The organism is Flavobacterium flevense (genome assembly GCF_900142775.1).
Lineage (GTDB): Bacteria > Bacteroidota > Bacteroidia > Flavobacteriales > Flavobacteriaceae > Flavobacterium > Flavobacterium flevense.
In genome coordinates, this window is record NZ_FRCC01000002.1 from 196,345 (window position 1) to 220,694 (window position 24,350).

General features: G+C 33.9%; 23 protein-coding genes. 10 read left to right on the forward strand and 13 right to left on the reverse strand.

Translation table 11 applies throughout. The annotated features are described in order from the left end of the window. Positions 1-22: 22 nt before the first annotated feature. The 5 genes from BUB89_RS04020 to BUB89_RS04040 form a co-directional block, all read right to left on the reverse strand. Positions 23-955 (reverse strand): tryptophan 2,3-dioxygenase family protein, encoded by a 933-nt coding sequence (locus BUB89_RS04020; protein WP_073242202.1) that lies wholly within the window; start codon positions 953-955, stop codon positions 23-25. Beyond that, the gene (locus tag BUB89_RS04025) at positions 955-1,725 is read right to left on the reverse strand and encodes a DUF3108 domain-containing protein (protein ID WP_073242204.1); all 771 of its coding nucleotides are present in this window, start codon (positions 1,723-1,725) and stop codon (positions 955-957) included. Before BUB89_RS04025 ends, BUB89_RS04020 begins: the two co-directional genes overlap by 1 nt. Positions 1,726-2,139: 414 nt before the next feature. Further along, the gene (locus BUB89_RS04030; protein WP_073242206.1) at positions 2,140-4,341 is read right to left on the reverse strand and encodes a patatin-like phospholipase family protein; all 2,202 of its coding nucleotides are present in this window, start codon (positions 4,339-4,341) and stop codon (positions 2,140-2,142) included. 29 nt (positions 4,342-4,370) lie between these two features. Next, the gene (gene uvrC, locus BUB89_RS04035) at positions 4,371-6,170 is read right to left on the reverse strand and encodes an excinuclease ABC subunit UvrC (protein ID WP_073242210.1); all 1,800 of its coding nucleotides are present in this window, start codon (positions 6,168-6,170) and stop codon (positions 4,371-4,373) included. Positions 6,171-6,278: 108 nt separating this feature from the next. Next, a complete protein-coding gene (locus BUB89_RS04040) occupies positions 6,279-7,604 on the reverse strand; it encodes a Fic family protein (RefSeq protein WP_073242212.1) in 1,326 nt (441 codons plus the stop codon). Between the two features lie 106 nt (positions 7,605-7,710). On the opposite strand from BUB89_RS04040, the gene BUB89_RS04045 reads away from it, so the two are divergent. From BUB89_RS04045 to BUB89_RS04055, 3 genes are all read left to right on the forward strand, one after another. After that, a complete protein-coding gene (locus BUB89_RS04045) occupies positions 7,711-8,685 on the forward strand; it encodes a succinylglutamate desuccinylase/aspartoacylase family protein (RefSeq protein WP_073242216.1) in 975 nt (324 codons plus the stop codon). Then, positions 8,672-9,253, forward strand: a complete 582-nt coding sequence (locus tag BUB89_RS04050; RefSeq protein ID WP_073242218.1) for a 5-formyltetrahydrofolate cyclo-ligase — start codon at positions 8,672-8,674, stop codon at positions 9,251-9,253. Before BUB89_RS04045 ends, BUB89_RS04050 begins: the two co-directional genes overlap by 14 nt. A gap of 66 nt (positions 9,254-9,319) precedes the next feature. Continuing rightward, on the forward strand, positions 9,320-9,508 hold the full coding sequence (locus tag BUB89_RS04055; protein WP_073242220.1) for a hypothetical protein: 189 nt from the start codon (positions 9,320-9,322) through the stop codon (positions 9,506-9,508). Positions 9,509-9,568: 60 nt separating this feature from the next. Here the strand turns inward: BUB89_RS04055 and BUB89_RS04060 are convergent, their stop codons facing one another. From BUB89_RS04060 to gdhA, 7 genes are all read right to left on the reverse strand, one after another. Beyond that, positions 9,569-10,174 carry a lipoprotein signal peptidase gene (locus BUB89_RS04060; RefSeq protein ID WP_073242222.1) on the reverse strand — a complete coding sequence of 202 codons (606 nt, stop codon included), beginning with the start codon at positions 10,172-10,174 and terminating at the stop codon, positions 9,569-9,571. 115 nt (positions 10,175-10,289) lie between these two features. Continuing rightward, a complete protein-coding gene (locus tag BUB89_RS04065; protein WP_071184521.1) occupies positions 10,290-10,670 on the reverse strand; it encodes a TraR/DksA family transcriptional regulator in 381 nt (126 codons plus the stop codon). Between the two features lie 8 nt (positions 10,671-10,678). Beyond that, a complete protein-coding gene (gene ileS, locus BUB89_RS04070; RefSeq protein WP_073242224.1) occupies positions 10,679-14,080 on the reverse strand; it encodes an isoleucine--tRNA ligase in 3,402 nt (1,133 codons plus the stop codon). A gap of 569 nt (positions 14,081-14,649) precedes the next feature. Next, positions 14,650-15,258, reverse strand: a complete 609-nt coding sequence (locus BUB89_RS04075) for a hypothetical protein (RefSeq protein ID WP_073242226.1) — start codon at positions 15,256-15,258, stop codon at positions 14,650-14,652. After that, the gene (locus BUB89_RS04080; protein ID WP_073242228.1) at positions 15,242-15,616 is read right to left on the reverse strand and encodes a hypothetical protein; all 375 of its coding nucleotides are present in this window, start codon (positions 15,614-15,616) and stop codon (positions 15,242-15,244) included. The genes BUB89_RS04075 and BUB89_RS04080 overlap by 17 nt, the downstream gene beginning before the upstream one ends. 409 nt (positions 15,617-16,025) lie before the next feature. After that, complete coding sequence (gene recO / locus BUB89_RS04085; RefSeq protein ID WP_073242230.1) at positions 16,026-16,739, reverse strand: DNA repair protein RecO; 714 nt, start codon at positions 16,737-16,739, stop codon at positions 16,026-16,028. 322 nt (positions 16,740-17,061) lie between these two features. Further along, positions 17,062-18,405, reverse strand: a complete 1,344-nt coding sequence (gene gdhA, locus BUB89_RS04090) for an NADP-specific glutamate dehydrogenase (protein ID WP_073242232.1) — start codon at positions 18,403-18,405, stop codon at positions 17,062-17,064. Positions 18,406-18,642: 237 nt separating this feature from the next. On the opposite strand from gdhA, the gene BUB89_RS04100 reads away from it, so the two are divergent. Then, a complete protein-coding gene (locus tag BUB89_RS04100; RefSeq protein ID WP_073242236.1) occupies positions 18,643-19,455 on the forward strand; it encodes a THC0290_0291 family protein in 813 nt (270 codons plus the stop codon). Between the two features lie 119 nt (positions 19,456-19,574). Then, positions 19,575-20,315, forward strand: coding sequence for a DUF3298 and DUF4163 domain-containing protein (locus tag BUB89_RS04105; protein ID WP_073242238.1), 741 nt, complete (start codon positions 19,575-19,577; stop codon positions 20,313-20,315). Between the two features lie 117 nt (positions 20,316-20,432). Here the strand turns inward: BUB89_RS04105 and BUB89_RS04110 are convergent, their stop codons facing one another. After that, on the reverse strand, positions 20,433-20,888 hold the full coding sequence (locus BUB89_RS04110; RefSeq protein ID WP_073242240.1) for a DinB family protein: 456 nt from the start codon (positions 20,886-20,888) through the stop codon (positions 20,433-20,435). A gap of 82 nt (positions 20,889-20,970) precedes the next feature. On the opposite strand from BUB89_RS04110, the gene BUB89_RS04115 reads away from it, so the two are divergent. The 5 genes from BUB89_RS04115 (at position 20,971) to nadD (ending at position 24,183) form a co-directional block, all read left to right on the forward strand. After that, on the forward strand, positions 20,971-21,330 hold the full coding sequence (locus BUB89_RS04115) for an arsenate reductase family protein (RefSeq protein ID WP_073242242.1): 360 nt from the start codon (positions 20,971-20,973) through the stop codon (positions 21,328-21,330). Between the two features lie 255 nt (positions 21,331-21,585). Beyond that, complete coding sequence (locus BUB89_RS04120; protein ID WP_073242244.1) at positions 21,586-22,446, forward strand: YicC/YloC family endoribonuclease; 861 nt, start codon at positions 21,586-21,588, stop codon at positions 22,444-22,446. Positions 22,447-22,543: 97 nt separating this feature from the next. Next, positions 22,544-23,116, forward strand: a complete 573-nt coding sequence (gene gmk, locus BUB89_RS04125; protein ID WP_073242246.1) for a guanylate kinase — start codon at positions 22,544-22,546, stop codon at positions 23,114-23,116. Positions 23,117-23,177: 61 nt separating this feature from the next. Further along, positions 23,178-23,543, forward strand: coding sequence for a four helix bundle protein (locus tag BUB89_RS04130; RefSeq protein WP_073242248.1), 366 nt, complete (start codon positions 23,178-23,180; stop codon positions 23,541-23,543). A 46-nt stretch (positions 23,544-23,589) separates the two neighbouring features. Beyond that, a complete protein-coding gene (gene nadD / locus BUB89_RS04135; protein WP_073242250.1) occupies positions 23,590-24,183 on the forward strand; it encodes a nicotinate (nicotinamide) nucleotide adenylyltransferase in 594 nt (197 codons plus the stop codon). Positions 24,184-24,350 lie beyond the last annotated feature (167 nt).

Genomic DNA, 24,350 nt, shown 5'->3' on the forward strand with positions numbered 1-24,350 from the left:
TCAATTTTACTTATTATTCTTGTTATTCTTGTCCCCAATTAGCCAATTCGACCTCACTCCATAATTGCGGAAAAAATATTCTTTTTTGATATTTAGGATGCATGTATTTACGCCAGTCGCTTCCTCCAGTTGCTTCTCCGTCACCCATACCGCTTTGATCAATGTACTTTATAGCAACATTTAAATGCTGCATTACCCAGGTAATATTTACAGTATAATCAAAATGGCGCATAGCCTCTTTTAAAGCAGCTGATTCCTGATCCTCAACAGGAAGTTGTTTGTATTTTTGCCAAATATTTATTGGCTTATACTCTTCCATAAAATCCAGAAAAACAGCTTTGTATTTTTTTTCGAAAACTTCTAAGGTGTAGGTTTTTTTTCCTGTATGATAGTCTTTTCCGGCGGCTTGCCAATACAACATTTCAAACGCATTTTCATTTGAAATAGTATTATCAAATGATTTTCTAAAGCGATTATCAATTAAATTAACTAAATCAGTGGCACAAAATTCAATTAAACGGTATTGTGCACTCTGAAATCCTGATGCCGGAGTAAGTGTATTTCTAAATTTCATGTATTGCGCTACATCCATACCATTTTCCATAATGGAAAAAGAGTTAGTCAGCATATCAAAATAGCGACTAATACGCAGGAGTCTTTCTGTAAAAAAGCCGGCATTATTATTTTCAGCATGAGTGATTTGATTCATTTCCCAAAGAATCATTTTGAATATCAATTCATTTGTTTGATGATAGAGAATAAAGACCATTTCATCAGGGAGTACGGTTCTTTGAACTTGTAAATTCAACAGCGCATCAGTCTGGATATAATCCCAATAAGTAGTGGGTTTTGACCAAAGCAAACCTTCGAGTTGCGTATCCGTTTTTTGATTTATAGATTCGTATTTCTTTTCGATCTCTTTTAAAATACTTGCTGTATTCTCATTAATATTCATTACTTTTTTATTTTAAACGGACCTTTCAATCCTTTGAAAGCATCCAAATCGGCTTTGAGTGAACCTACAGCTAAATCAGCCTTAATACGGAGAGGTAATCTGTTTTGATCATCAGATACCCAAACCGTTAAACTCTCTTTTTCTTTAAAAACACGTCCTGATTGAACTAAAGGTTTAAAAACCATTGAAGATACGACCCCAAATTTAGTTGTAATATCCTGACGACCCACAAATTTTAACTTAAATTTTGTGGTTTCATCATCAAAAAACATATCTATCTCTATAGACTCTCCCGGTTTGATTTTATCTATTGTAGGATAATTTCTTAAGTAATAAAAAGTCGATAAAATATCCTGAGTGTTTTTTGGGATGACAAATGTTTTTTCAGTTTTCTTTTTATAATCTTTTACTGTAACTCTGTTAGACGACTGATTAAAAAAGCCTTCCTGATTTTTAGTATAACCACCTTCATTAATGTTTCTCACAAACTGATACGGATTACCTGAATCTTTATCAATGTAACTTTCATAAACATCGACAACTTTGAAAAAAAAGCGCGATACACCTGTTGTGTATCCTTTACCCACAACATGAAAAACTTTTTTATTATGTACAGTAGCGTCTTTAACTTCAAGGGTAGCATATCCTGCATTTACAAATCCGTAGTGGATGCGGAATTTAAACCACTCTCCCACACCATAAGCGTTATCATTTTGTGAATAAATATTGGCAGTTACAATCAATAATAATAGTAGGATTATTTTTTTCATAATTTACTTTTAATAAGTTTATTGATTAAACTTGCAAAATTTGTTCCAAATATATTAAAACAAAAAAACTCAGTCAAATAATGACTGAGTTTTTATGCTATTAACCAACCAAAAAATTATAAATTATTAAATTTATATAAATCAAAAGGAAACCACCCCTTTTGTTTTGATATAGCAAAGATAAGGCAAGAAACTACGATTTTTATAATAAAAATTCAGTTTAACAAAATTTTAAAATAAGATTCGCAATCAATGGTGTTTTTTTTTACTTATCATAAAAAAACTAATGATAAAAAATAAAAGTGATAATTTTCGCTTAAAATTTGGAACTCTAAAAAATAGCCCCTTTAGAATTATGGCTTTTTTTTAACACTAAAAACGGGGGATTTTTATCAAAAATGGCTTTGCTAAGCATTAAAAAGGAAACCCAACACTAAACCAGGTATAGTTTGCATTAGTTTCTGGTGACCAGCTGCGTTTTATTTCAATAGGACCTATAGCGGTTTCTAATCCGTATCCTAATGCGTATCCGGAAATTTTAGGAATAGAAATCCAGTCGACTGTAGAAAAAATGTCATCTCCTATATTAGCATAGTTAGCTGTAAAATTGACATGATTGTTTTTGAAGATTTCATAATCAAATGTCGCACTCGATTTAATATAACTGTTCCCTCCAAGGCTTAAAAAATCATAGCCGTAAAAATGACTGAAATTATTGGAAACATTATAGCCAAAACCTCCCAGAATGAAATTAAAAAAAGAAACGCTTTTTTGGCCAAATGAAAAACCTGCTTCCGATTGAATTTTTAAATTCGCCGATTTGAACAAATGAAAAGCAACACCGAAATTAGCTTTTGCAATCGAAAAAGGCTCAAATTCTTTAGTATAATCCGAAGAATACAAATAAGAATGAATGTCAGCTGAAAAACTCCAGCCTTTTTTAGGGAAAAAAACATCATCAAAAGAATCAAAATTCAAGCGTGCAAAAACACTCACGTAATCACTTTTATCAATTTTAGGATCAGTATTCGCTAAAGTCTTCGAATTAATATTCAAATATTTGTATTCCAGTCCACCGCCAATTAAAAAATGCTGGGCAAATAAAGTTTGCAAATACAATTGATTTGTAAAATCATATAAATCCACATTTAGGGAATTAACACCTAAACCATTGAGATCTAAATTACTTATTTGTCCTTCTACATTCCGGTTAAACTGGTTTAGATACGACTTGAAACCTACACTTATATTGTATCCGTTTTCAATATAATAATCAAAATTGTACCTGAAATTATCTCCTAAAATAACATCTAAAGAAGCGACATCATTCTTGAAAAAATTCTTTTTATGTGTTAGATTAACTAAAACTGCGCTTTTATAAAGTCCGTCATAATGCATTCCAAACTTTAAATACATATTAGTTGGATTTTCTTTTAAAACCAGATTTAAATCATCCCCTTCTTCGTTTTTCTCAAAATAATAATCAATTGCACTAAAGTTTCCGGTGGCATTCAAATTATTAATTCCGGTTTGCAATTGGTCATAACTAATTTTAGTATCCGGTTTAAACCGTAATTTACCAAAGATATAGTCCTTCGTATAATTCTTTAATTTATTACAATTAATATTTGAAATCTGTAAACTGTCTGTTTGATTCTTTAATCCTGGTTTTTTATAATTTCCTGACTGTGCTCCTAATTGTTTCAACCTTTCAAAAACCGAAAAAGCGGCTTCCTCTCCCTTACCCACAATTTCTTTACCGCTGTCAAACGACATTACACCATAATCTTTAATATCTGGCCGGATATAAATATCTGTTTTTAAAATATTCTCTTTCATTTTATCAATCGAATGAAGATTGGTAATCTGAACCAGAATTTTTGTAGCATCATTAAGGGCATTTCGATCCAATAAATCATTTTGAACATCAACCCCAATAATAATATCAGCACCTAATTTCCTGATCTCATCAATGGGATAATTATTAACCACACCTCCATCAACCAAAAAGCGATCCTGGTATTCTACAGGAGAAAATAACGACGGAAAAGCCGAACTGGCAATCATTGCTCTGGCTAAATTTCCTTTATTCAAAATAACCTGTTCGCCTGTTTCAATATCCGAACCAATACATAAAAACGGAATGGATAACTTATTAAAATCCCTTACATGCCGAACATTTCTGGTTATCCTGCTCAATAAATTGAAATTATACAAACCTTTAGAAAGCGCATCCGGTATTCCTATTTTATATTTATTAAAAGGCAATACCAATGCATATACCTCATCGTTCCTTTTTTCATAAAAATTCTTAGTTTCTCTGGGGATGTAATCACTTAACAATTCGTCAAAATCCGTTTTATGAAAAATAGAATCCAGCTGAGCGGCATTATAACCCGCTGCATACAATCCGCCAACCACAGCTCCCATACTGGTTCCGCCAATGTAGTCAATTTTAACTCCGGCTTCTTCTAAAACTTTAAGAACACCTATATGAGCAAAACCTTTTGCCCCGCCGCCACTTAATACCAATCCTATTTTTGGTCTGTCTTTTTTTTGTGCAAACAAGTTCAAACCACTACACAAAAGGAGCAATAAAAGGATGGATTTCTTCATAAAACAATATTCTTCTTTATTATTTAAAATCAGCTTGTTGTGGTTCTGTAAAAATCGGTAATTTTTTTGGCTTTTGATAATCCTACAACGTCCGAAATCTCTTTTTCTGTTGCCAATTTCAATCTTTTAACACTTTTAAAGTGTTTTATTAACGTTTGCATCGTTTTTTCGCCAATGCCCGGAATGGATTCTATCGAAGAATTCAAAGCCGCTTTACTTCTTTTATCCCGATGATGGGTGATACCAAAACGATGTGCTTCGTTTCGCAATTGCTGAATAACTTTTAAAGTTTCCGATTTTTTATCTAAATATAACGGAACAGAATCTCCGGGATAAAACAATTCTTCGAGTCTTTTTGCAATACCTATAATACTTATTTTTCCACGCAATCCTAAATCATCTAAACTCTTTAAAGCCGATGACAACTGTCCTTTTCCTCCATCAATAATGATAAGCTGCGGTAAAGGCTGTTCTTCATCGAGCATTCTTTTATAACGCCGGTAAACCACTTCTTCCATTGACGCAAAATCATTAGGCCCTTCTACCGTTTTGATATTAAAATGGCGGTAATCTTTCTTGCTGGGTTTTCCATCTTTAAAAACCACACAGGCCGAAACAGGATTGGTTCCCTGGATGTTAGAGTTATCAAAACATTCAATATGCCTTGGTTCTGTGGGCAAAAGCAAATCTTTTTTCATTTGCGCCATAATCCTGTTAGTATGCCTGTCAGGATCTACAATTTGCAATTGCTTTAATTGTTCAATACGGTAAAATTTAGCATTCCGAATTGACAAATCTAAAATCTGCTTCTTATCTCCTAATTGCGGTACGGTGACTTTGATGTTTTCACCTAAATCAATTGCAAACGGCACAATAACTTCTTTAGACAATAACTGAAAGCGTTCTCTTAATTCTACAATAGCCAGTTCCAGCAATTCTTCATCCGTTTCAGCTAATTTTTTCTTGATTTCCAAAGTATGCGAACGAATAATAGAACCGTGCGAAATTTGTAAAAAATTCACATAAGCAGCACTTTCGTCAGAAACAATAGAAAACACATCAATATTGGTGATTTTAGGATTGATAATCGTAGAACGAGATTGGTAATTTTCTAAAACCTCTATTTTTTCCTTTATCTTTTGCGCTTCTTCAAAATGCATTTTTTGTGCCTGCTCCATCATCAGCTTTCTGAAATCTTTCAAACTTTCCTTGAAATTTCCTTTCAGAATTTCGCGGATAGCATCTACTTTTTTCTGATATTCTTCTAATGTTTCTAAACCTTCGCAAGGTCCTTTGCAGTTGCCAATATGATATTCCAGACACACTTTAAACTTTCCGCTTTCAATATTAGATTCGCTTAAATCATAATTACACGTACGGAGCGAGTACAATTCTTTGATAAGATCTAAAATGGTATGAACTGTTTTAAAACTGGTATAGGGGCCAAAATATTCGGAACCGTCCTTAACCATTCGGCGGGTAGAAAATATTCTCGAAAAAGGTTCTTTCTTGATACAAATCCACGGATAACTTTTATCATCTTTTAAATTGATATTGTAACGCGGCTGAAGCGTTTTTATCAAATTGTTTTCTAATAAAAGCGCATCGGTTTCAGTAGGAACCACAATGTGTTTTATGACTACAATTTTTTTTACTAAAACATTCGTTTTAGCCGTATCATGAATTTTGTTAAAATAAGAAGAAACGCGTTTTTTTAAATTTTTGGCTTTGCCAACATATAAAATTTTGCCTTCTTTATCATAATACTGATAAACACCGGGGCCATCGGGTAAAGTTTGTATTTGAAGTTCGAGAGCTGGGATAGGCATTTTTAGATTGTAAATTAACTATTCTTAAAATTGATTTTTTGAAATTGTTATTGCTATTGAAATTTAAAATCAGCCACAGATGAAACGGATTTTACTGATTTTCACAGATTATTTATTTTCTTTTTCGGCAATTTTTTGTTCGATGAATTCTTTGTGACGTTTTACTTCAATTTGGATAATCTTATTAATTGTTTTTTCATCAAGAACATCCGAATATGATAATTGTATTATTCTTCCATTACTCATATTAAAATAGTAAAATTTCTCTTCAAATCTTATACTAATTTCACTTAGGTAGCTAAGTCCTTTTAGTTCTTCTCTTTTTAACCCAATAAATAAAATTTTCACATCCAAAACATTCTCAATCAAATAAACATCGACTTTTTTAAAATAATCGATTAATGGATTATTTTTAACTAATCCCATATTATCTAACTCAATATCAAAATTTACATCAGAATATAACTTGCCAAATTTCAACATCTTTAATTTAAATTTTTCAATAAAATTTATAATTGAAAAGTTAAATAATTCTTTTAATTTTTCAGCTTTATTATAACTATACTTAATCTTAGTTTTACTCAACCGCTGCTCCAACAAAGCAATTTCCTTATCCAAATCATCCTCTTCCTCAATATCTTCTCCATTGGCGCCTGCAATCATTATTTCAAGAGAACGAATTAAATTCTGAGCAATATATTCCACAAAGGCTTCAATATTTCCTGCATCGGCAAGTTGTAATACTGCAAAATAATTAGCTTTATCTTCGGTTTTAATAATTACTGGTGGGAAATCAAATTTCATTAAGATAAAATTCATCAAAATCCGCGCTGTTCTACCATTTCCATCATCAAAAGGATGAATTCGAATGAATTTATAGTGAAATTCTGCCGCTAAAAAAATGGGATTCACCTCCTTTTGTTCGCTTTTTTCTCTATACCAATTAATTAAATCGGTCATCTTAGAAGGTGTTTCTTCTGGAGTAGCAAAATAAAATATTTCCCCTGTTTTTGTCTTTACATGATTGGGAGAGGTTTTATAACTCCCTACATTGATTCGTTTTTTTGTTGGTTTTCCATCAGGAGTAATGGCATCAACTTCGTAAGATTGTTTTAACAAAAGAGTATGCAACTCCCTAATAAAATTTTCATTTAATGGATAGTCGCCTTTTACAACATCAATTACCCAATTAATAGCCTCATTATGACCTGTAATTTCAAAATGATCTTGCAGAGGTTTTCCCTGAGCAGTTATTCCAAATAAAATCAGAGCTTTGGTTTCCCCATAAGTCAATGAATTTCCTTCAAGATGATTGGAATGATAATTCCAGTCCAAACGGAATTTTTGCATAATTCGTTCTTCTTGTATCTTATCAATTGGTCGTAAATTATCCAATTGATTCTTGAGATATATTGCCTTACTGATGTTTTCCATCTGAGTTTTCTATTATTGTCTAACAAATTTACAAATAACATTTTTCTAAAACGAAAAAACAATTCATAACATATAATTATATATTTTTAGCTTTTTAATTCTGCAAATGCAAAACACATCCATTACCATTCTGGGAGAGACCATTTTACCGGGCGAAAGCAAAACCATCGATATGGAAATTGCTAAACTGCACAACTCAGCCAAGTTAAAAATTCCCATCATCGTCCAGCGGTCTAAAATTGACGGACCTGTAGTGTTATTCTCTGCAGGAATTCATGGTGATGAAATAAACGGAATTGAAATTGTACGCCAAATCATCACTAAGAAAATCAATAAGCCTAAAAAAGGAACCATTATTTGCATTCCCATTGTCAATATGTTTGGTTTCATCAATCAATCCCGGCAATTTCCGGACGGCAGGGATTTAAACCGGGTTTTTCCCGGAAGTAAAAAAGGATCACTGGCCAGCCAATTTGCTTATCATATGCTGACTCAGATCATGCCTCATGTGGATTATGCAATTGATTTTCACGCCGGAGGAGCAGGCCGATTCAACGCTCCGCAAATTCGCCTCGAACCCAATAATGCCGAGTTAAAAGTTTTAGCCGATGTTTTTAATGCTCCTTTTACCTTATATTCTAAAAATATTGCAGGTTCTTTTAGAAATGCCAGTCAAAAATCAAATGTAAAAATGCTGCTTTTTGAAGGCGGAAAATCATTAGATATTAATAATGCTGTTGCAAATGAAGGTCTGGAAGGTGTCAAACGATTTTTAGAACACCTCAGCATGCTTCATCCTAAACATCATGCTGTCAAAAACAGTCAAAGAAGCATCTATATTGAAAAATCTACGTGGATTAGAGCCAATTCTTCCGGTTTATTACACAATGCAATCAGCATCAATGCATTTGTTAAAAAAGGAACAATTCTCGCCACTATTACTGATCCTTTTGGTAAATTTGAACGAAAAGTAAAAGCACCTAACGATGGTTATATCATAAATGTCAACCATTCCCCAATTGTCTATCAGGGAGATGCTATTTACCATATTTCAAAAACAATAGTTAATGGAAAACAATAAAAAAGCATTACGTTTAAAATACAAAACACTTCGCAAAGAATTATCAGAAAGCGATAGTGAAACAATGAGTTTAGCCATTGCTAATCAGTTATTAAAACTACCCATTTGGGATAAGAATTATTTTCATGTTTTTTTATCTATTGAAAACCACCGGGAAATAGATACCCAATTAATTTTACACCTGCTTTCGGGAAGAGATAAAAATATCATTATCTCGAAATCCGATTTTGCAACCCGGAAAATGACGCATTATCTTTTAACCGATAATACTAAAATCAAAAAAAATCCATACGGTATTCCTGAACCTGTTGACGGTCCCGAGGCTTCGGGAGAAGTACCTTCTCAGAAAATAGAAGTTGTTTTTGTACCACTTCTGGCCTTTGACAAACAAGGACATCGTGTGGGCTACGGCAAAGGTTTTTATGATAAATTTCTAAGCGAATGCCAGCCTGAAACGATTAAAATAGGACTTTCTTTTTTTGAAGCCGAAACATCCATTGAAGATGTTCACGAAGCCGATATACAATTGAATTATTGTGTAACACCTCATACTATTTATGAGTTTTAAAATTAGTCCACTCATTCTAATATTTAAAATCCGTACCTTCGTAAAAATACAAAGCCCCATTATTTTATGAAAAAGATTCAAAATTCAAGATTGTATGCAATCCTTTTAATTGCTGTATTTTCTATTTCTTTATCCGGTTGCGCTGTTGGAATCAGAACCAGATCGAATAGTTCTAAATCTATTCCACCGGGACAGGCCAAAAAAATTACCGGCGAAAAAAGCGCCAAACGTTATGCTCCTGGACAAAAGAAATAGTCCTGTAAAAAAGAAAGACCTGTGTAAAACAGGTCTTTCTTTTTATATCTCTATACTAAATTATGCTTCTGTATGATGAAAGGCTTTTTTATTGAAAACAATTAAAATCCCTACTCCGGTTGAAATTGCCATATCAGCAACATTAAAAATGGCATTAAAAAAAGTAAACTCTTTTCCGCCCCATACCGGCAACCACTCCGGAAGATTTCCATGCCAGAAAGGGAAATAAAACATATCCACTACTTTACCATGAAAAAATTTGCCGTAAGGCTCATCAGCAAATAAGGTTGCTAATTGCGAACTGCTGTCGTCAAAAATTACTCCATAAAAAACAGAATCAATAATATTACCGAAAGCTCCCGCCAAAATTAAAGCAATAGCTACAATCAAATAATCAGAACTGTGTTTTCTTTCTACAGAATCCCATAGCCAGTAACCAATTCCACCTACAGCAACTAATCGGAATAAGGTAAGAAATAATTTTCCATAAGTCCCCGGAATTTGAGTTCCCCAAGCCATTCCTTCATTTTCAATAAAATGAATTTTAAACCAGTTGAAAACTTCCACTTCTTCTCCTAATATAAAATTAGTTTTGATATATATTTTCGAAATCTGATCAACCAGTAATACAATGAAAATAAGCAGATACGCTTTTAGTAATGACATTTTGAAAAATTTAAGTGCGCAAAAATAAGTAAATTCTAAAAAAGAAATCAAAAAGAAATTCCAAATTCCAAAGCTAGGATTGGAATTTGGAATTTAAAATTTGGAATTTCAGTGATTATCGTTGCATGTTCTTTGCTTCGATACTCATGGTAGCATGAGGAACAATTTTCAGTCTTTCCTTACTAATCAATTTACCTGTTACTTTACAAATCCCGTAAGTTTTATTTTCTACACGGAATAAAGCATTCTTTAAATCGCGTATGAATTTTTCCTGACGAATAGCCAGTTGAGAGTTAGCTTCTTTAGACATTGTTTCGCTTCCTTCTTCAAAAGCTTTGAATGTAGGTGATGTATCATCAGTACCATTATTCAAATCATTCATGTAAGCACTTTTTATCAAATCTAAATCAGCTTGAGCTTTCTCAATTTTCTTTTGGATTATCTCTTTGAACTCGGCCAGGTCGGCGTCGGAGTATCGTGTTGCTTCATCTACCATAATCAATGTTATTTAGTAATCGTTATTTTAGTTTTAATGTCATCAAATTCAATTTCTGTGCCATCTTTTATTTGTTCTTCAAAAACCAACACTTCTGTTAACGTTTCTGATTGAATGTATGCACTATTTTCATTTACAGCAGCTTCTAATACTGCATTGCTTTGCAAATAGACCTTAATCTTATCAGTCACTTCAAATCCGGAATCTTTTCTGATGTTCTGGATTCTATTGACTAACTCTCTTGCAATTCCTTCTTTTTTCAATTCTTCAGAAATCGTGATGTCAAGCGCAACGGTAATTCCGTTAGAATTAGCAACCAGCCAACCCTCAATATCCTGAGAGGTTATTTCCACATCCTCTAGTGATAAAGTTACGTCTTTTCCTGCAATAACAATAGCTATACTTCCTTCCTTGTCCAACTGATTGATTTGTTCAGAAGAAAAATTTTGTATCTCTTTAGAAATCAGACCCATATCTTTCCCAAAACGGGGCCCAAGTGCTTTGAAATTAGGCTTAATCTGCTTTACTAATACTCCCGAAGCATCGTCTAAAAGCTCCAATTCTTTCACGTTTACCTCTGCTTTTATCAGGTCAGAAACGGCCATAATTTCACTTCTCTGTTTCTCGTCAAGTACCGGAATCATTACCTTTTGCAGCGGTTGACGCACCTTAATCATCTCCTTCTTACGCAGTGATAAAACCAGCGATGAAATAGTCTGAGCTTTCTGCATTTTGCTCTCTAACGATTTATCAACAAAGTTTTCAACGTATTTTGGAAATTCCGCCAAATGTACGCTATCAAATTTTTCTGTTTGTGTAGCCAAAGTTAAGTCTCTGTAAAGCTTGTCCATAAAGAACGGAGCGATAGGAGCACTCAGTTTACTTACCGTTAACAAACAAGTATATAAGGTTTGATAAGCCGCAATTTTATCTTGTGCATATTCGCCTTTCCAGAAACGACGACGACACAAACGAACGTACCAGTTACTCAGGTTTTCCTGAACGAAATCAGAAATCGCACGGGCAGCTCTTGTAGGCTCATAATCCGCATAAGCTTCATCAACTAACTTGATTAAAGTATGCAATTCGGACAGAATCCAACGGTCAATTTCCGGTCTTTCATTCAACGGCACTTCGGCTTCATCATATTTGAATCCGTCGATGTTAGCATACAATGAAAAGAACGAATACGTGTTATATAAAGTTCCGAAGAATTTACGACGCACCTCAGCAATTCCTTCAATATCAAATTTCAGGTTATCCCACGGATTCGCATTGGAAATCATGTACCAGCGGGTCGCATCAGGACCGTATTCAGCAATGGTTTCAAAAGGATCTGTGGCGTTTCCTAAACGTTTTGACATTTTTTGTCCGTTTTTATCCAGAACCAAACCATTCGAAACTACATTTTTATAAGCTACTTTATCAAAAACTAAGGTTCCGATAGCATGTAATGTATAAAACCATCCACGAGTCTGATCGACACCTTCGGCGATGAAATTCGCAGGAAAATCTTTGTTTTCGTCAATTTTATCTTTGTTTTCAAAAGGATAATGCCATTGTGCATACGGCATTGCTCCGGAATCAAACCAAACATCAATTAGATCGCTTTCGCGTTTCATAGGTTGCCCTGATGCCGAAACTAAAGTGATTTCATCCACTACATTTTTATGCAAATCGATTAAATCATAATTGGCTTCAGACATATTTCCGATTTCGAAACCTTTAAACGGATTTTCTTTTTGAAAACCAGCTTCAATAGATTTTTCGATCGCATTGTACAATTCTTCAACAGAACCAATCAACACTTCCTCTTTTTTGTCTTCTGTTCTCCAGATTGGCAACGGAATTCCCCAATATCTGGAACGAGATAAATTCCAGTCGTTGGCATTTTTCAACCAATTCCCAAAACGTCCTTCTCCGGTAGATTTTGGTTTCCAGTTAATCGTTTCGTTCAGGTCGAACATTCTCTCTTTTACATCAGTCACTTTGATGAACCAGGAGTCTAATGGATAATACAACAACGGTTCATCAGTTCTCCAGCTGTGTGGGTAACTGTGCACGTATTTTTCAACCTTAAAGGCTTTATTTTCTTCTTTTAATCGAATAGCAATCTCAACATCTACAGAACGCTCTGGCGCTTGTCCAGCATCATAATATTCGTTTTTAACGTATTTACCAGCCAATTCCCCCATGTGCGAAGTGAATTTTCCTTGTAAATCGACCAATGGAACTGCTGTACCGTTTTCGTCTAAAACCAACATTGGCGGAACTTCCGGCGTTGCTTCTTTGGCAACTTTAGCATCATCAGCACCAAAAGTCGGAGCCGTGTGCACGATTCCTGTTCCGTCTTCAGTAGTAACGAAATCTCCTGAAATTACTCTGAATGCGTTTTCCGGATTTTGATACGGTAAAGTGTACGGCAATAATTGTTCGTAACGGATATCTACCAAATCCACACCTTTACATTCGGCTATAATTTTGTATGGAAGCTTTTTATCACCCTCTTTTACATTGTCAAAATCAGCATCGTCTTCACTTGCAAAAAATCCTTTTCCGAATTGTTTTCCAACTAAATTCTTAGCCAAAATAACATTTACAGCTTCGAAAGTATATTGGTTGAAAGTTTTTACTAAAACGTAGTCAATTTTTGGACCTACTGTCAAAGCGGTGTTTGAAGGCAATGTCCAAGGTGTTGTCGTCCAAGCTAAAATGTGAATTGTTCCAAAACCTTGTAAAAACGAAGGTAAAGTTTCAGGCAAGGTTTTAAACTGCGCTACAATCGTAGTATCCGTAACATCTCTGTAAGCTCCGGGCTGGTTTACTTCGTGAGAAGACAATCCCGTTCCGGCTTTAGGAGAATACGGCTGAATCGTGTATCCTTTGTACAACAAACCTTTATCATAAATTTGTTTTAAAAGCCACCAAACAGACTCCATATATTTGGGCTTATAAGTCACATACGGATCTTCCATATCTACCCAATATCCCATTTTTTCGGTCAAATCATTCCATACATCCGTATAACGCATTACGGTTTTTTTACACGCTTCGTTATATTCTTCGATAGAAATGGTTTTGCCAATATCTTCTTTTGTAATTCCAAGTTCTTTCTCAGTACCTAATTCTACAGGTAATCCATGAGTATCCCAACCGGCTTTTCTTTTTACCTGAAAACCTTTTTGAGTTTTATACCTGCAAAAAATATCTTTAATAGCACGTGCCATCACGTGGTGAATTCCCGGTAATCCGTTTGCCGAAGGCGGTCCTTCAAAAAACACATAAGGCTCAGCACCTTCGCGGGTTGTTACACTCTTTTCAAATATATTTTCTTTCTTCCAAAAATCCAGAACTTCCGACGCTACTGTTGGCAAGTCAAGTCCTTTGTACTCAGTAAATTTTGTACTCATTTTATCCTTTTCTTAATCGAGGTGCGAAAGTAAGGAATTTTGAGGAAATTAGAGAAAAGAGGAAAGAAAAAAGAGGGAATAAACGCAATTATGGAGGATTTTTACAAAAAACAAGAAAGTTGTAACAATTAAAACCGTTACAACTTTCTTGTCATTTACCGCAAAGCTAGTCATTGCGAGGAACGAAGCAATCGCATCAAGTAACTACATAAAGTTGCTCCTCTTTGTGGTCGAGCTACACTAACGTTTATGTATATCCGAGCCGATCGGTGATTTCTCGCTATGACTTTTACCGCAAACTTGTCATCCTGACGAAGGAAGGATCTCATCAAGTAACTCCATAAAGTTGCTCCTCTTTGTGGGCACAGAATATAATTCTGCGCTATCGAACTGCGCTAACGTTTACGTATATCCGAGCGATCGGGGATACAATTATGCGCTATCGAGCTGCGCTAAGGTTTACATATATCCGAGCGATCGGGGTTTCGGGACTGCGCTATCGAACTGCGTTAACGTTTACGTATATCCGAGCAGATCGGGAACGAAACTCTTGCTGTTGTACACAGTTTTTATTTTCTTGATAAAATATAAAAGTAGTAGTCAGTTTTATATGGTTGAGATATTTCTATTTTTTTTAATTCTATAAGTTTCGCATTTTCAAATTTTTTAAAACTCTGAACTATATTTTTTTTCCATTCATCATCTTTAGAGATGTATCTTGATAAATTTGAAGTTATTCCCCATTTTTCGTCAAATTCTTTTTTGTTATTAGTTTCCCAATCAGAAATTACTAAAATAAATAAATCACTTATTCTAATTTCAAAGTCTTTATTTATTACTTTCCAATAGTCTTTCAAATTATTATTATCTTTGGAAAATTGGTATTTAAATTCAATTTTAAAAGGTTTTTCAATTTTTTCGCAATTGATGATAGACAAGTCTATTCTCATTCCTCTTACTCTTGGATGTTCAGCAAATGCTTTTATATTATTTAATCCTGCAGAAATGAAATGATAATTTAATTTTTCTAAAATTAAATTTCTTATCAATCCTTCTTGCTTTAGATTTGAATATGAATTATTTATATTGTTTAATTCTCTTCTAAAACATTCAGAATTTATTATATCTGTAATTGTATTTATATACTCATTTTTAACCATATTAATGCCATTTTCCATTAATATGATCCTTATCTTTCCAAATACTTTTCAATATCCACCATGCTAATTTAAATGGAAAAAAGATAATCCAAAGAATAATATTACCAATACTAAAAGAAGATTTTGGTTTATTCTTTTTAGCAAATTTTTTAAAATCATTGTGTTCTTCCTTCTTATTTATATGAGCAATATTTACACTGATGTTTTTCGGATTAATTTTTACACCAGGATAATGTACAGATAAAATTGCTAATTTGACATCGTCTCTTTTTGAACCACCTAAATTAATTGCTATTTGGTCTTCTACTTCAATTGTTTTGTTAATTATTACGGGTCCATTTAGTTGACCTGTACCCCTAAATATTACTTGTTTCATTATTTAGAATATTGTTACTTTAAATCATTTTTGTGTAAAATTGCATACAAATTATATATTAAGTCTGACAAAATCAGACCTATCACCCCCATTTTAGGGTAGCTTTATCTGATAAACGTCAGTATTTATTTTTTCGCTAATATATAAATAATTCTTACAAAAAAACTACTTCTTTATCATTTCTCTTAAGGTTTCGAGCTGGATTTCCAGTTTATGGATATGGTCGTTTTTGGCTGCAAGTTCTTTTTTTTGTAACCCTTTCAGAGTTCAAAACTCTGAAAGGGTTACTATTGCAAGTTTTTTATTTAAATCTGTCTAATCCATCATTAATTGAATTAGTGAGATTTAAACTTATCGAATTCAAAAAATAATTCGTGCATTCGGGGCAAAAAAAGATAGTCATAAAAATTCAAGAAAAAACTTCCTTTAAAACCTCCAATGATTTTGGTCTTTTAAAACCATCCAGATGATAGGCATAATAGTCAATCAGAATTTTTAAGAGCAGTTGTCTTTCGATAACATGAAACACTTTTTGATTGTTATCAAATTTTAAAGCAATGAGTTTTTTGAACAAATTGCTTTCATGTTCGCTCAAAGAACCAGCGGCATGAAAAGGGGTAAAAACACCTTCATTCATTTCGAAAAAAGGCATATCCATATCCGAAGTATCGGGATAAAAACCAAAATACTTGGTCATTTCCAGCATTAAAATCAGGTGGAAATTAGCCATCTCGTCATGTTCATCTAACCACTGCAGGGCAGCTTCCAGAAAAACAAAAAGCGGTTCGTTTTTTTCTTCTTCATGGATCGAATGATGCACTATTTCTGAAATAAACATTACAATAGTACTTTTAAAAATATCCAGATGAATGGACTGAAAAGGAGCAGCAATTTTGATTTCTTTAAAATGCTCTAAAGTTCCTTTATTCTTATGATTGGCTTCAATTTCCAGAATGGTCATGGGTTGAAAATACGCCATTTTTTGATTACTTTTTCTATTCGAAAAGGCATCCCGAACAAAATACGATTTTAATCCATGCGACAACGTAAAGCATTTTACTATCAGACTTTTTTCCTGGTATTTTAAAGCCGAAATAACAATTGCTTTGGTTTTAATTTGCATGAATATTATTTTTTGCGAAGATAGTTAAAAGAGTCCTTAGTCCTTAGTTGGTGAGTACTTAGTATTTAGTCCCATGCACTTAGTTTTTGATGATAATTTTTCGTCAGTTCGAGTGATCCCGTTTTCGGACGGGATTGTATCGAGAACAAGAAAAATTTCATTAAAAACGGTTCTCGATACATTTTTTGTTCCGTTATACTCCACAAAAAACACTCGAACTGACGTTTTAATAATTACAACTAATTACACCCAACAGCTGGACTAAGGACTCACCAACTAAGGACTATGTACTAACTACTAAGGACTAAAAAGATTAAAAAAACTAAACCACTCCCTGAGCCAGCATCGCGTCGGCTACTTTTACAAATCCGGCAATATTAGCTCCTTTTACATAATCTACATAGCCATCGGCATCGGCACCATATTGTACACAGGCAGCGTGAATATTAAGCATAATGGCTTTTAGTTTTTCATCTACTTCTTCGGCGGTCCAGCTCAATCGCAAAGAGTTTTGTGACATTTCTAAACCGGAAGTCGCTACTCCGCCCGCATTAGACGCTTTTCCGGGTGAAAACAATATTTTAGCTTTATGAAAAACAACCACTGCCTCATAAGTAGAAGGCATATTAGCACCTTCAGCAACACAAAAACAACCATTAGCCACTAAGGTTTTAGCATTTTCTTCATCCAGTTCATTTTGAGTAGCACAGGGCAAAGCGATATCGCATTTTTGATTCCAAGGCTTCTCATTTTCATAATATTTTGCATTTGGATATTTTACAACATATTCACTAATTCGGGTGCGTAATTCATTTTTCAAATACATAATATGCGCTAATTTTTCGGCATCAATTCCGTCAGCGTCATAAATATACCCGCCGGAATCTGACATCGTAATTACTTTAGCACCTAATTGAGTCACTTTCTCTACAGCATATTGTGCCACATTTCCGGATCCGGAAACAGCCACAATCTTATCATGTAGATTTTTGCCTTTAGTAGCCAGCATGCTTTGCGCAAAATAAACGACTCCATACCCCGTGGCTTCAGGACGAATTAGGGAACCCCCAAAAGAAATTCCTTTTCCGGTTAAGACTCCGGTAAATTCATTTCTGATTTTTTTATACTGCCCGAACAAATAGCCTACTTCTCTGGCTCCTACTCCAATATCCCCAGCCGGAACATCAGTATCAGCACTAATATGTTTGCATAATTCGGTCATGAAAGCCTGGCAAAAACGCATTACTTCGATATCTGATTTCCCTTTTGGATCAAAATCCGAACCTCCTTTTCCTCCGCCCATTGGCAAACTGGTCAAACTGTTTTTAAAAGTTTGTTCGAAAGCTAAAAATTTCAAAACACTTAAATTCACCGTAGGATGAAACCGAAGACCGCCTTTGTAAGGACCAATAGCCGAATTCATTTGGATACGGTATCCACGGTTTACCTGAGTTTTCCCCTGATCATCAATCCATGCCACTCTAAAAATGATTATCCGGTCTGCTTCGGTCATGCGCTCTAAAAGCATCTGGTTTTGATACTTTTTATTTTCTTCTATAAAAGGAATCACTGTCTCGGCAACTTCTGAAACTGCCTGTAAAAATTCCGGTTCATTAGGGTTTTTCAGCGTTATATTATTTATAAAATCTGTAAATATTTGTGACATATAGATGTTGGATTATGAATATTAAAAAAAATTACTACTCTTACAAATATACATTTTATGAAGAAATTTTATTTAAAATAAACTTAATTAAAATGGGAAGTATTAAAAAAAATAATTCCGAAATCAGTCCCATTGACCACTGCTTTTTCTTTATAAAATACATTCTAATTAGTTCGCTATTATTACAATGGATAAATAATGTTTTTTATATCTTTGTCCAAAACCGAAAAGTTTAAAATGCTCATAAATAATTGGCTAAGCTCCTTAATTGTATTTTTTTTGCTGGGAATATCCTGTGAAATAAATGCGCAATTTGGTTTTTCACATGAAATTGGAGTTATTGCCGGACCGGTTGCTTTTCAGTCGGATTATGGAGAGCGGCATGATTTAAGTACAAACGCAGGAAATACCGGAGTAGGAATAGGAATTATTCATTATCTCAACTTTTCATACACTGCGGAATGTAACTGTTACACTCCCGAAACGTATTTTAACGACCACTTTAAACTAAGATCAGAGCTGTCTTATAACAAAACCGAATTCAAACATTTTGGCGAATGGGTAAGTCCTGACCGTACCTCACTTGAAGCAGACCAATTGCGGGCTATGGAAGGAAACAGTGCTGTCACCAACCTGGGGATGCAATTAGAATATTTTCCGTTAAGCATTCGTGATTTTACAGCCAGAATAGGAAGTTTTGGTCCTTTTATCAGTCTTGGCGGTCAGTTTAGCTATTACAATACCGAAGCTACCTCTACCCTAGGACCTCTGGGAACACCACTAACCACCTATCCTAAATACCTGACTCCGTATGATGACCGTCAATATGGTTTTTCTACTGAAAGCGGCAGTGTATGGTCTATTGTATCCAGTGTAGGAACGCGATACAAGCTGACACCACTGAGCGATTTGATGGTTGATTTACGTTTTCAGTATTATTTCTCAGATTGGGTGGATGGCTTAAATCCCAATAAAGATTTTTACAAAGAAAACAAAGCTAATGACTGGTTAGTATGGCTTAATGTGGGCTATATTTATTACTTACAATAAATCAGGAATACCATTTTGATTTTTATTTTTAGTTAAAAACTGTTATCTTTCAATCCGCACTTTTTTAGAAAAGCTCTTGAAATATAAATTTATTTTGACCAGAATTAAAAAAAATTAAAATGAAATATACCTTATTCTCTCTGTTACTTCTTATGTGTATGAGTTGTTCCAAAGGATTGGATTTTGAAAATCAGTCTTTTGAAAAATCAACTAACTTAGACTGTACCGAAAATTGCCCCAGCATAAAAATCGATATTCCTGTTGCTAAAAATGCCGGTACTATTTCAGACAGCATCAATAACAATGTTTTTACAACAGTAAAATCTATTGTCGATTTTGGAGACAAACCCAACCACTCAAAAAATTATAACGAATTAGCCCAATCGTTTATTCAGAATTATGAAAAAATAAAAAGGGATTTTCCGCGGGATCATTTTGGATGGGAAGCTAAAATTGAAGGAGAAGTAAAATACAAATCGGAAAACATCATAAACATCACCATCAATCATTACACCTTTACAGGCGGAGCTCACGGTTATGCCGGTTTGCGTTCTTTAATTTTTGATCCAAAAACCGGAAAAAAAATACCCAATGAAAAGCTATTTAAAAACTGGAATTTGTTTAAAGTTTTTGCTGAAACAAAATTCAGACAGAAATACAAAATTCCCAAAGACCAACCAATAAACAGTACCGGAATGTTTTTTGAAAACGATGTGTTTCAGGCTGCCCAAAATTTATTTTTCACAAATGAAGGTATTGTGCTTCATTACAATCCGTATGAAATTGCCGCTTATGTTGATGGTTCCAGAGCTTTACTTATCAAATATGAAGAAGCAAATGATTATCTGATAACGAAATAAAAAGAATAGACACGAATTACACGAATCTGTCAAAGGCAGATAGAAATTTGTACTAATTCGTGTAATTCGTGTCAAAAATAAAACTCGTGCTTTTTGACCTCCGGAAGCTCTTTTTTATTATACTAATTTTCGAATAGCCATAATAACCCCTATATGAATGCCTTCATGAAAGTTATTGAATGACATCGAATCAAAATTGCTTTTTAAAACAAATCCTGTAGAAGTAGGGTATTCATTGAAATTTTGGAACAAATTATTGTCAATATCAATGGCTGTTTGTTCGATTGTTTTGTGTAATAAGGACAAAATCTCATCTACTTCTTCCTGAGAAGCCTCGTGTTCGGTTTTAGTTCCTTTTTTATATTTTTCAATCAATTCATCCGAAACCATTACAGGCAAACCTGCTAATTTATAAACTAACACTTGTTGTGTAACAATAATATGCGCCACATTCCAAATCAAATTATTATTAAAGCCCGCCGGAACCTTATTTAGTTGCTCTAAAGTAAATCCCTGAATCAATTTAGAAACCATGTTTCTGCTGGTTTTAGTAATCTCTAAAAGTTCTTTCATTGTATTGAATTTGTAATTTTTGAACAAAAATAATCATTTAACGTGGCAAATGATTTTTCTTTGCATAAAGAAATAAATAATTATGGCTAACAAAATATACTATCTCGCTTCTTGTGATACTTGTCGAAAAATTATCAAATCATTACCAAAAGACAATAATCTTGCTTTTCACGACATCAAACAAGATCCTATTACTGAGGCAGAACTGGAAGAAATGCATGCCCTTTCGGGAAGTTATGAAGCGCTTTTCAGCAAAAAAGCACAATTGTATAAATCAATGGGATTAAAAGACAAAAACTTAACCGAAGCTGATTTTAAGAAATATATTCTGGAACATTACACCTTCCTGAGCCGTCCGGTTTTTATTATTGATGGCGGTATTTATATTGGAAATACACAACAAAATATTCTTAAAGTAATGAAAGCATTCGAAAATAAATAATTTAGACACTCTTAACTCGTGGAGGCTTTAAAAAAATGTTAGCCACGAATTACACCAATTGTCACTAATTTTATTAGAATTTAAATCAAATTTCACTAATTCTGGCTTTTTAATGATTCCTGTAAAGGAAAAACAAGTAATAATTGGTGTGTTTTGTGTAATTCGTGGCAAAAACTTTTAATACCGATTGCCTTACACTGCTGACTGAACACTTACTACTTTTTTAGTATCTTTGACCACTTTTTAGAAAACAATATGATACAATCAATGACCGGTTTTGGTAAAGCTACTTTGCAGTTACCAACCAAAAAAATAACAGTCGAAGTAAAATCTTTAAACAGTAAAGGCTTAGATCTAAATGTACGAATGCCTTCGCTTTACCGCGAAATGGAATTGGGATTGCGTACCCAAATTGCGGCAACATTAGAAAGAGGGAAAGTAGATTTTTCTATTTATATCGAAAGTACCGCTGAGCAAACTTCGACGAAAGTCAATGTACCTATTGTAAAAGCCTACATCAATCAGTTAAGAGAAGTGTATGCGGATGCCGATGAAACCGAATTGATGAAAATGGCTGTTCGAATGCCGGACACCATGAAAGTGGAAAGAGAAGAAATTGACGAAAACGAATGGGCTCAGATCAAAAACGTAATCAACGATAGTTTAAATAATATTCTTTCTTTTAGAAAAGACGAAGGTCAATCGTTAGAGAAAGAATTCCAATTACGCATTGGAAACATCCGTCAATATATGAACGACGCGCTGGCTCTTGATCCGGAACGCGTTCAGGCCATCAAAGACCGTTTGCAAACTGCCATTGATGAGTTAAAAGTAAATGTTGACGAAAACCGTTTTGAACAGGAATTAATCTATTATTTAGAAAAATTAGATATTACTGAAGAAAAAGTGCGTTTAACAAATCATCTGGATTATTTCTTAGAAACCATCAAAGGAACGGAAGCCAATGGTAGAAAACTAGGTTTCATCACTCAGGAAATGGGACGTGAAATCAACACCATGGGTTCTAAATCCAATCATGCTCAAATGCAAAAATTAGTCGTGATGATGAAAGACGAATTGGAGAAAATTAAAGAACAGGTTTTGAATGTTTTATAAGTAAATAGTACCTAGTCCTTAGTCCTTAGCGATGAAACCAACTAAGGACTAAGGACTAATCACTAAGGACTAATCACTAAGGACTAATACTAAAAAAATGAAAAAAGGAAAATTAATCGTATTCTCGGCGCCATCAGGTTCCGGAAAAACAACTATAGTAAGGCATTTATTAAAACAGGAAGACTTGAATTTAGAGTTTTCAATCTCGGCAGCCACCCGTGAAGCCAGAGGTGAAGAAGTAAACGGTAAGGATTACTATTTTATTTCTTTGGACGAATTTAAAAGCCACATTAAACACGAGGATTTTGTAGAATGGGAAGAAGTGTACCGGGATAACTTTTACGGAACTTTAAAAAGCGAAGTAGAACGCATCTGGGCTTTGGGTAAAAATGTAATTTTTGATATTGATGTTGCCGGCGGATTGCGTATCAAGCATAAGTTCCCCGAAGAAACGTTAGCTGTTTTTGTAAAACCACCAAGTGTTGACGAACTAAAACGGCGCTTAAAAGAACGCTCTACCGAAAGCGAAGAAAAAATCAATATGCGAATTGCTAAAGCTCACGTAGAACTGGCTACAGCACCACAATTTGATGTTGTAATAAAAAATTATGATTTGGAAGTAGCATTGGAGGAAGCGACTGAGTTGGTTCGAAATTTTGTGAGTAAATAGTCCTTAGTAGTTAGTACATAGTCCTTAGTGCTAAAGACAATCAACCTAAAAACAATAAATTATGAGTGGAGTAAAATCATACAAAGAATTATTAATTTGGCAAAAGGGCATCAAAATTGTTGTTTTAATTTACAAACTCACAAAAGATTTTCCAAAAGAAGAAATTTACGCATTAACAAGTCAGTTAAAGAGAGCTTCGGTATCTGTTCCTTCTAATATTGAAGAAGGTTTTGGACGACAAACGGACAAATCATTCAATCACTTTTTAAATATTTCCAGAGGCTCATTAAACGAAATAGAAACACAACTCATTATAGCAAAAGAATTAGATTTTGTAGTTGATACTAATTTATTTAATGAAATTATATTCTTGATAGAAGAAGAAAGTAAAATGATAAATGCCTTCTCTAAAAACCTGAAAGACTAACAGCTAAAGACTAGGGACTAGGGACTAAAAAACTAAGGACTAAAAAATGAAAATAGGATTGTATTTCGGCACTTTCAACCCCATTCATGTTGGACATCTCATTATTGCCAATCACATGGCTGAGCATTCTGATTTGGATCAGGTTTGGCTTGTGGTTACGCCACACAATCCGTTGAAGAAAAAAAGCACTTTGCTGGATGATTACCATCGTCTGCAAATGGTATTTCTTGCCACCCAGGACTATCCAAAACTTAAACCATCTGATTTTGAGTTTAAGCTTCCGCAACCTAATTATACGGTAAACACTTTAGTACATCTTGAAGAAAAATATCCTCAGCATCAATTTTCTTTGATTATGGGCGAAGACAATTTAAAGTCTTTGCACAAATGGAAAAATTATGAAGCTATTTTAGCGCATCATGAGATTTATGTCTATCCACGCATTTCTTCGGAAGAAGAAAATTTAGTCCCGACTTTTCAGGATAAAAATCATCCTAAAATTCACATGATTGATGCTCCGGTTGTTGAAATCTCTTCGACTTTTATTCGAAATAACATCAAATCCGGTAAAAACATTCGTCCTTTATTACCCACAAAAGTCTGGGAATACATTGACCATAATTTATTTTATAAGAAGTAAAACAAGTCAGCAAAGATTATTTAATATTATAATCAATTGCCTCCAGCTTTAGCTGGTGGTTAATTTAAGTCAAATACAAATTGGCTTTAGCCAAAAATCAATAATTTTATTTGGCCAAAGCCTTTTTTTATCAAAATTATAGACCTCCAGCTAAAGCAAGAGGCAAA